General features: G+C 46.3%; 7 protein-coding genes. 2 read left to right on the top strand and 5 right to left on the bottom strand.

What is annotated here, in order from left to right:
• On the top strand, positions 1-303 hold a 303-nt coding region (locus LDL40_RS09755), incomplete at its 5' end, for a sulfotransferase (RefSeq protein WP_300995135.1).
• Between the two features lie 11 nt (positions 304-314).
• Here LDL40_RS09755 and LDL40_RS09750 read toward each other — a convergent pair.
• The 4 genes from LDL40_RS09750 to LDL40_RS09735 all read right to left on the bottom strand — a co-directional run bounded on the left by LDL40_RS09750 (position 315) and on the right by LDL40_RS09735 (position 6,972).
• Complete coding sequence (locus LDL40_RS09750; RefSeq protein WP_300995134.1) at positions 315-1,823, bottom strand: tryptophan halogenase family protein; 1,509 nt, start codon at positions 1,821-1,823, stop codon at positions 315-317.
• A gap of 16 nt (positions 1,824-1,839) precedes the next feature.
• Positions 1,840-3,402 (bottom strand): tryptophan halogenase family protein, encoded by a 1,563-nt coding sequence (locus LDL40_RS09745; protein ID WP_300995132.1) that lies wholly within the window; start codon positions 3,400-3,402, stop codon positions 1,840-1,842.
• Between the two features lie 28 nt (positions 3,403-3,430).
• The gene (locus tag LDL40_RS09740) at positions 3,431-4,147 is read right to left on the bottom strand and encodes a SapC family protein (protein WP_300995131.1); all 717 of its coding nucleotides are present in this window, start codon (positions 4,145-4,147) and stop codon (positions 3,431-3,433) included.
• Between the two features lie 227 nt (positions 4,148-4,374).
• A complete protein-coding gene (locus LDL40_RS09735; protein WP_300995130.1) occupies positions 4,375-6,972 on the bottom strand; it encodes a TonB-dependent receptor in 2,598 nt (865 codons plus the stop codon).
• A gap of 483 nt (positions 6,973-7,455) precedes the next feature.
• On the opposite strand from LDL40_RS09735, the gene LDL40_RS09730 reads away from it, so the two are divergent.
• The gene (locus tag LDL40_RS09730) at positions 7,456-8,478 is read left to right on the top strand and encodes a LacI family DNA-binding transcriptional regulator (protein WP_300995129.1); all 1,023 of its coding nucleotides are present in this window, start codon (positions 7,456-7,458) and stop codon (positions 8,476-8,478) included.
• Between the two features lie 91 nt (positions 8,479-8,569).
• On the opposite strand, the gene LDL40_RS09725 is transcribed toward LDL40_RS09730, so the two are convergent.
• Positions 8,570-9,820, bottom strand: coding sequence for a DUF819 domain-containing protein (locus LDL40_RS09725; protein ID WP_300995127.1), 1,251 nt, complete (start codon positions 9,818-9,820; stop codon positions 8,570-8,572).
• Positions 9,821-10,000 lie beyond the last annotated feature (180 nt).

The raw sequence follows: 10,000 nt of genomic DNA, 5'->3' as shown, positions 1-10,000 counted from the left end.
CACTATTATTTGGCCTACCGGCGGCTGATGAACTATTGGCAGCAGCAGTTACCGCAGAAAATTCTCACTATAGACTACGAGCTGCTGGTCACAGAGCAGCAGCAACAAAGCAAAAAGTTACTGGAGTTTTTGGACTTGCCCTGGCAGGAACAGTGCCTGGATTTTCATCAGAATATCCGCTCTGTACATACGGTTAGTAATAGCCAGGTGCGCCAACCCATGTTTCAGTCCTCTGTTGGCAGTTGGAAAAAGTATCAAAGCCAGTTAGCCGGCTTGGCCGCAGAGCTGGAAGCTCAGCTCTGACAGCTGACTTTTTAACAATCTGAGGCTAGTTTTCGCAAAAAGTCCTGTTGCGGCATGGTCATACTGACGGCTTTTTCCGATAACTGCTGCAACCGCCCAAACACCTGTTTATCAAGCTCAGTACACTGGTACTGCAGTGCTGGATAATGCTGCATACCATACAGAATGTATCGGTAGTTCTCGTCAACAAAGGTAGTGGCATAACCACCAGCTAAGTCATGGTATTCACAGATTTTATGCTGCCACAACGCCAGCTTTTCCGGCAAGCCGGGACACAACTGCGCTTTGGCTGGCATACCACGCCAGAATTCGGTGTCTGTTCTGTTGCTCAGACAATAATGCAGCACAATGAACTGCTTCAAATCCTGATAAAAACCATTCATCGATTTGTTGTAGGCGTCTTTCACCGCCTGCGCCGGCTGCTTTTGCATTAAATGAGTGCCAAGCAAACGAGCACCGAGGTTAATCAGGTGCAAACCTGTCGATTCAAGTGGCTCAATAAAGCCACCAGCCAGCCCCACTGCGATACAGTTGCCAATCCAAAATTCCTTGCGGCAGCCAACGTTCATCTCCAGATGAGTGCATTTGATGAACTCCGAATCCCAGCCGAGGAAATCTCGTAGCTCCTGCTCTGCTTGCTCTTTGCTCAGTCTGTTACCATCGTACACATAACCTGTGCCCTGCCGGCTGGTTAGGTCAATCTGCCATACCCAGCCATTACTCAGAGCTGTCGCCACAGTGTACGGATTTGGGCTATGCCCTGGCGGTAACTCGCGCTGAATAGCCACAGCTCTATTGCAAGGTAAAGCGTCGGTAAAGGACTGCCAGTTATCGGTCTTTAATTGACTGATCAGCAGGCTGCGAAAACCTGTTGAATCGATAAAGGTATCGGAACTGTAACTGGCTTTAGCGCCATGCACGGCACTGATACAGCCATCTTCTACTGTGACATCAGTGATGGTGTCTTCAATATGCTCCACTCCTGCCTCAACAGCTTTACGCTTTAAAAACCGCGCCAGCATAGCCGCATCCAGATGATAGCCATAAGGCACCACCCCCTGGTAAGGTTTCGAACTCAGCGCTTTTGGGCCATGGCCTGCCGCCATTAGAGCGGCGCTTAACGATACGCCTTGGTCGTAGCGTTCAAAGGCAAACCTGCCCTGGGCCAGCCAACTGCTGGAGATATCCAATTGCTGACCCAGTTGTTGTTGCTCAAAGGGATGAAAATACTGATGGGTCTGGCCATCGACTGGTGCCATCCAGTTCCGGAACATAATACCGGTTTTAAAAGTTGCATTGGTCTCGCGCAACAATTCCTGCTCATCCAGCCCCATGGCGGCAAAGAAAAAACGAATGCTGTGCACAGTCGCCTCACCAACACCAATAATGCCGATATCCGGACTTTCAATAACCCGGATCCTGACCTGAGGGCTTTGTAAATTAAACAGCCGGTTTAGATAGATAGCCGTCATCCAGCCTGAAGAACCGCCACCTACTATGGTAATGAGTTGTTGTTGCATAGTGTTGTCACCTGGCTCACACTTTTTGGAGGCCGAATTGTTTTATTTTCTCTATCAAAGCGCGATGCGTTGGCAACATAGCCAAAGCATGTTGCTGTTGCTGTTGCACCCTGTTGAAATACAACTGCGCCTGATTTGGATCCGTCAGCTGGTGACTCATAGCACTGGCCTCTGGCTGAAAATTCATGCCGTACATCACGTACTGGTAGTTATCCAGATTAAAAATCTCAAAACGGCTGGGAAAGTCATAATGGCTGGGTAATTGCTGCTGCCAAAAGGCTAGTTGCTCCACCAAGGAATCCGGCGCATAAGCAGGATCGCGGTTATCAAGCCAAAAAGGAGAATCGTCTCTTTTTGATAAAAAATAATGCAACTTAATAAAGTCGATCACTTTATCCCAGGAATACTGCACCTTCTGGTTAAAGCGTTTCGCCACGCCAGCTATAGCTCCAACAGAGGCAGGAAACTGATCGGCCAACATCCGTGCTGTCGCATCAAACACCAATAGACCTGTAGCTTCCAACGGCTCAACAAAGCCCTGCGATAAGCCTATAGCAACGCAGTTTTGTTTCCAGGCACATTGACGGTAGCCAACCTGCATCGCAATACGGCGTACATCTTTTCCCGCCACAGCCGGGCCTAAATAATCACGGAATGTCTGCTCTGCCTGTTCATGGCTGGTATGACTGCTGGAATACACATAGCCAGTACCACGACGGGTGGATAAGCCAATGTCCCAAATCCAGCCAGCCTCTTTGGCAGTGGCTATAGTAAAACTCGGTATTGGGCTCTGTTCTGACTCATAAGGCAGCTGAAAAGCCAGAGCATGGTCGGCAAAAAGCACGTCTTGTCTGGAAATAAAAGGCACATTCAGAGCCTTACCTAACAAGAGCGAGCTAGAGCCAGTGCAATCTACGTAGAGATCGGCGCAAATTGCCCCACAGCTGTCGGTTGATACAGCAGCTATATCGCCACAGGGCGACAGCTGAACGTCAGTGACATTCGCCAGCAGTCGGCTGACTCCCAGTTTCTCTGTGCCGTGTTTTGCCAGCAAAGCAGCAAATTGAGTTGCATCCAGGTGATAAGCATAGTTAGTCAGGCCATCAAACTCAGCATGGGTGATTTGCTTAGGCCCTAGCCCCGCATCGCAAACCTTACCCTGAATAGTTAAAGCATCGGCATAACTTTGAGCTTGAGTGCCAGCTAACCAATAAGGCGTCAAATCAAAATTAAAGGCATCAGGGTAATCAAACAGATGATGGTAATAGCTACTTTGGCCAGCCACTGGATTGTGCAGCCAGTCCACAAATTTAATACTTTGCTTAAAAGTCGCTTCACAGTGACGAACCAGGTCGGTTTCACTAATACCAAGGTAACTCAAACTACGACGTATAGCAGGAACAGTGCTTTCGCCTACTCCTATGATGGGAATGTCCGGAGACTCCAGCAAGGTGACTTTGACGCCACCCGCTGTGCCTGGTTTTAGCTTTTTTGCCAGATGGCAGGCGGTTAACCAACCAGCTGCACCACCGCCAACCACTAAAACATGTTGTATTTTTTCTGTCGTTTGTGAAGACATAAGGAAACCTCAAACGACTGGCCTAAAATCAGGCCGCCGTTGCGTTTTTGCTTTGGCGCTCACCTAAACGCTGCACTTGTTGCAGAGACATCAGATGGGCATAAATTCCTGGCAATAGGCCTTTTTTGCGCAAATCGAGGAATTGCTCATCTGGTAATTCCTGTAGTTTTTTCTCATCAACGATATAAATACCGCTGATTTCACGTGGCTTGCCTTCAATTGTCATGGTCAACGTCTGAGGGATCAGTAATTCCAAATCCGCCAGTGTTTTATTGAAGCCTTTGGTCATTTGCGCCAATTGAATGGTCTCACCTAAAGAGGCTGTTCTGGCTTTGAGGAAGTCAGACTCGGAACCGTCTTCATTAAAGAGTGCAAAACCTTCTTCAGTGTTCACCATTGGACTGGATTCAATCATGGCCACTAATAATTGCTCAGGATTGTTACCATCTTCCATTAACGCCAATGGGTAGTTACGTAAGACGCGGGGCACATAATTGCCTTGCCATTCACCATCCTGAACTAACAGATTTTGACCTGGAGCCAGGGCTAACATAGCTACAGATTCAAAGATGCCAGTTTCGTTGTTTTTCACAAAAACTATAGGTAATTCAGCGGCAACACGAATAAATTCATGCGCAACTACTGGCACTATGTGTTGATTTTCAATATGAGCAAAAGCTTTTTTCCGACTGATTTTAAGCGCTGCATGCTTTTCGCGGAACAATGGGGAAACTTGTACAGACATGGCTATAACCTCTGACTACTACTTATTGGTTGCGTTAGCCTTTTTGAAGGCTTGTTGAGTGGCTGACCCCAAGAGACTAAAACTGCAGCAACAAGGCGGCAGCTTGAAATTCTGTAGGCCTTTACCCTGAGAGACTGGAATTGCAGATCTTACAAATGCAACTTCAGGTTCCAGGGATATAAAAGGGGAGTTCACTCCCCTTTTCGAAGCCACCAACTTACCCTAATTTAGAATTTGAAACTAGCACCTAAAGAAATTCTGCGTGCCATTTCATACTCAAATATTGGGAAACCATCAGCAAAACCATTGTAGAAGCTTGGTCCCTGATTATTACCGAATTGCTTAGAACCCTCTTCCAGTATGTTTACAACGTCCAGTTTAACATCAATATGGTCAGTTACATGCCATACAGAGCTCATGTCAAGGCTACCGTAATCATCATGCAGACGGTTACCATAAGAACCCGCCTCACGGATCATGTATTCACTACGCCAGTTATAAGACAGCCGAACCTGGAACAGGTCATCTTCGTAATATCCACTCAGATTATAAGAGTGGCGTGAACTGTCGCTCAGCACACCGTTCAGATCGCTGAAAGTCGTCGGATCTGTTTCAGTATCTGTGTAGGTGTAGTTCACTAAGCTACCAAAACCATTACCGAAGTATTGTTGATACTGCAGCTCCAGACCCTGAATAGTCGCGTCTTTACCGTTTTCTTTCTGTTGAACAATCCAGCCGTTAGCGGCCTCTTCAGGACGGGTTAACGGGAATGGGATTTGTTCTGCCGACGCAGAAGAGTTCACTACGTTAACGAAGTTCTTCACGTCTTTACTGAACAAACCAGCAGATACCATGGAGTTCGCGTCGAAGTACCATTCAATACCCAAATCAAACTGATCGGCGATAAATGGTTTTAAACCGATATTCCCAACAATCCAGCGCTGGTTGTTTGGTAAATCGTCGTTAGTACCCATTACGTTTGGATTGACATACATGTCCACATATTGTGGGCGAGCCAGAGTGCGGGCTGCTGAAGCACGTAAAATAACGTCATCAGCCAAATCCATCACTATGTTGAAGCTAGGTAAAAACTCAGCGTAATCCGCATCTGAATCTTGTTTCTTACCCGCCAGGTAATAAGTAGAGGTTGCGTCTGTAGTAACATAGCGCACACCAAAGTTACCGCGGATAGATTCAACACCATAATTCGCCATCAGGTAAGCTGCAGCGTTCTTCTCCGTAATTTCGCTATAGGCACCTAGATCTTCGTTTTCGCCAATGATGCTGGCTTTGGCCCAAGCTTTTAATGCATTTGGATCAAACTTTTGAATGCTGTAATCGCCCGCCCCTACATCTATGGTGCCTGCACCAATATCAGCAGTAGAAATGGTAGGGTTAAAACCAGCTTTCTGAATGTACTCAAAACGACGGCTGGTGGTGTTGTGATCAGCGTAACGGAAACCAGTTTTTATGGCGTTGATCGCACCTAATTCAACATCAAACTTAATATCTGACTGAATATAAGTTTCACCGTCTTCTTTTGGTGTACGGTTGAAATTGGCCCCGGTACCCATAGTGAGGGAACCCGGATTATAGTTTGTTATATTAAAACCATTGGTATTCCAGCTTTGGTAGCCCTTGGTAAAGTCATAGGTTCCGCCAGGAATTGGTGTACCGCCCGTACCGTCATCCACCACCATTTCAAAATCGGTACCACCAGTGGACGAAGTATCACCCAACTGGGTACTCCAGACATAGTTGTCACCTTTGTATTCAACTTTTACGTCGAAAACATCTGAGTTCATGGTCGCTTCACGAGGACGCGCCTGCCAGTAGGCTACATTTAATGGACCTTTAACCGGAGTACCTTCACCTTTGCTTGGGTCTCCCAACCACTCTTCCGTAGTGCCGCCACCCCAGGTGGTATCGGCCTGAGTTAACCACAACGCGTAGTTGGTGTTATCGGCTTCCATTTTCATGTCCATTGCGTTAAACACAATGTTCAGAGCATCATTTGGTGCGTACTGGAAAGTTGCAGTAATAGCTGAGCGCTTACGTTCCTGCTCAAAAGCAACCGGGCCAGCACCCCATTGCCAGAATGCTTCATTACCCTGGCGCTGCAGGCTGCGGTTTTGTACTACGCCAGCCACTAACACACCAAAAGTTTCATCATCATTTTTCCAGCTGGTCATGCCGGAAAACAGCGGGTCAGTTTCACCTGAATCTGTCTGATACTGACCTTCAATAGAGCCATAAACTGTCAGGGGATCTAGATCCAGTGGCTTGCGGGTGTTGACTACTACAGTACCACCAACACCACCTTCCGCCAGGTCAGCTTGTGAACTTTTATATACTTCCAAATCACCGACAAGTTCAGAAGGTAACAGCTCGTAGTTGAAACTACGACGGGCAGGTTCAAGCACGAACCATCCGGTAGAAGCAACGTTTTGACCATTTAAGGTAGTCAGGGTTAAATCCTGACCAGCACCACGAATAGAGACTGCAGCACCTTCACCAAACTGACGTTGAATAGTCACGCCAGGCACACGTTGCAACGATTCAGCTACGTTTTTATCCGGGAATTTACCAATATCTTCAGCAGTAATTACGTCAATAATGGTATCGCTGAAACGTTTGGCGTTTAAGTTTGCTTCCTGCGAAGCGCGAATACCTGTGACCTGAATTACTTCAACCTGTTGCTCTTTTTTAGCGTCCGTTTTATCAGCGGCCTGATCTGCCATTGCCGGAAACGCCAGAGCGGCGGCACCAGCCATCAGACCTAATTTGACTGCTACGGCGCACTTATTCATTTTATTGTGCAGCATAAGCTTCTCTCCCATTCCTGTTTTTTTGTGCGATGATTTTTTTTGTCCTGAAACAACAGGTTTTCATGCCCCCACCATGACAACGCTGTCATTGAAATTTAACATACACAAAAAAAATCAGCTTTGCAAATTCCTTTAGCTGAAAATTTAAACGAATTTAAAAAGTCCGTCAGGTTCCTTTAGAACTGATTTTTATAATAAAACTTTGTGAACTGATGGACCCCGCCTCAGCAAGAAAACCATATCTACATGATTTATATAAACAATTTTTATGACTTATTCAGGGAAATAAAAAACAGTTGTTTTTTTAACCAAAAAAGCTGGAATAAATGTTTGCCGTTTTGACAAAAAAGAGTTATCCCTTAGCTTAATCTTTGTTACAAAATGACCAGCGCTGTCATAAAGTTAGCTGGTTCAGCGGAAAAACAGCTTATTTATTTTCAGCATAAGACCATTGGGTGTTGTGCTTTTTGGGATCCAGCAATGAAAGTGACCATTCATGACGTAGCGGCTAAAGCAGGTGTGTCAATTAAGACAGTGTCGCGGGTAATGAACAACGAGCCGTCAGTAAAACAAGCGACAGTCGATAAGGTAAATCAGGCGATGCAGGAACTGCATTATCAGCCTAACGCTGCAGCGCGTAATCTGGCCAGCACCAAGTCGTACAGCATAGGTTATATCTACGACAACCCCAATGCCTACTATGTTATTGATATGCAGAGAGGTTTACTAGATGCTTGCCGTAAGCATGGTTATGAGCTGCTGATCCATCCAACGAATGCAAAATCGCCTGGCATAGTGCGGGAAGTGATAGATTTGGTTCAACATTCCAGATTGGCGGGTTTAGTGCTAACTCCACCATTTTCTGAAATGCCTGAAATAGCAGAAGCCTTGAGCAGTATTAATGTAGATTTTGTTCGTATTATTTCTGGCTCTACGCCTTCGCCTAAGCAAACTAACTGTGTACTGGTTGACGACTTCACTGCGGCTTTTAAGATCACTAACCATTTACTGGAATTGGGTCACAGCCAAATCGCATTTTTATGTGGGGATGAAGAACACAGTTCAAGCGGTGAACGTTTGGCTGGTTTTAAAGCCGCACTGACAAAAAGAGGCATAGAAACCAACCCCAAGTTTATTGTGCCCGGCAGCTATTCCTTTGAATCCGGAGTAAAAGGCGCGACGCAATTATTAGCCTTAGCCAACAAGCCAACAGCTATTTTTGCCTGTAATGATGAAATTGCAGCTGGCGCTTTATTCAGCGCCCGGCTGCAGCATATTGAGATCCCACAACAACTTTCTATAGTGGGTTTTGAAAACAGTCCGTTTTCACGCCAGACCTGGCCACCTTTGACTACTGCGCATCAGCCGAACAGTACCATAGCGCGCAGTGCCGCAGAGTTACTGTTTAAACATACCAGACCGGGCAGCCACAAACAGACGGACGATCAACCTGTCTTTATTCCTGAACTTTTAGTGCGGGAATCAACAACTACAGCGCCTTAAACACACCCAGGGTTCAGACTTTAAACATCTCTGTTGGCCAACAGCCATAAACCCCGAACCCCGGGCATTTTCTTAAGGTGCAGCGCTCTGATTAAGGCGCTACATACTGCATCATTAAAGTCGATAAGTAAGCACCATAGGTACCTAAGGCATAACCTAAAACGGCAAGTAACACACCTACAGGTGCAAGTGACGGGTGAAAAGCGGCGGCAACAACAGGGGCTGAAGCGGCGCCACCAACGTTGGCCTGACTCCCTACAGCCATGTAAAACACCGGTGCTTTCAGTAGCTTCATCACCAGTAACATCACAGCGGCGTGAATGGAGATCCAAACCAGACCCACCAAAAACATCACCGGATAATCCATAATCGCAGTCACATCCATATGCATACCAATGGTAGCGACCAGAATATAGACCATCACAGAACCGACTTTAGACGCGCCAGTCGCTTCCAAATGCCGGACTTTAGTGCCGGACAATAACAAACCAAAAGTAGTTGCCAGAACCACAATCCAGAAAAAGGTGCTGGTCAGACTGTACATAGCCAGTTGTGGCGCCTGCTGTTCAATCCATGGAGCGATCAAATTTGCCAGAAAATGCGCTGCACCAGCCACACCAAAGCCGATGGCAATGATCATCATCAAGTCATGAGTTTTTGGATTACGCGAGTTTTCTGCCTGATAGGTTTCTATTTTACTTTGTAAATGCTGTAAGGCTCTGGTGTCAGCACCAGTACTTTTATCGATGCGGGCTGCGTTGGCTGCCATCCATAATAAAGCGGCTGTCCAAATATTGGCTACTAAAACATCCACAGTGATCATGACAGAAAAAATCTCACCGCCCACTTCGAATACTTCTTTCATTGCAGCCTGATTGGCGCTACCGCCTATCCAACTGCCTGCAATAGTCGACATACCACGCCAGGCCGCGTTTGCACCTTCTCCACCAAGCTGTTCTGGAAAAAACGGCCCAACCAATGCCAACGCCAAAGGTCCACCCAACATAATGCCCAGAGTCCCGGTCAGAAACATGATTAGAGCTTTAGGACCTAAACCCAGAATAGCTCTGAAGTCGACACTCAAAGTGAGCAGCACCAGACAGGCTGGCAACAAATAACGGGACGCCATTTGATACAGCTGTGAATGTTCACCATCAATAATGCCGAAACTATTAAAAAGTGACGGGATGAAATAACACAGCAGTACAGAAGGTACATAGCGATAGAATTTCTGCCAGAAAGGCGATGAACTATGGCTGGTATGAAAAACAAAACCCAATATCAGCGCCAGCACCCCAAGTACCACAGCATCATTAGTGATGAGTGCAGTTGATTGTTCCATATATTTTCCTCGGTTGTCCCCAGAGCACATCAGGCTCATGTCACTCTGGCTATAATTCTGCGGATATTTTGTTCAATGGCTATTATTTTCAGCTTTAACGCTATTTATTTGTGATAACAAGTAAAAGTACCAGTTATCCATGCCAATCTTCCGACAGAACTTCGTAGTTATTTTTTACGT

The sequence above is a fragment of the Rheinheimera sp. genome, from assembly GCF_020217005.1.
Taxonomy (GTDB): Bacteria; Pseudomonadota; Gammaproteobacteria; order Enterobacterales; family Alteromonadaceae; genus Pararheinheimera.
Note: the sequence above shows the minus strand (reverse complement) of the source record. Positions and strands in the feature narration are given on the sequence as shown.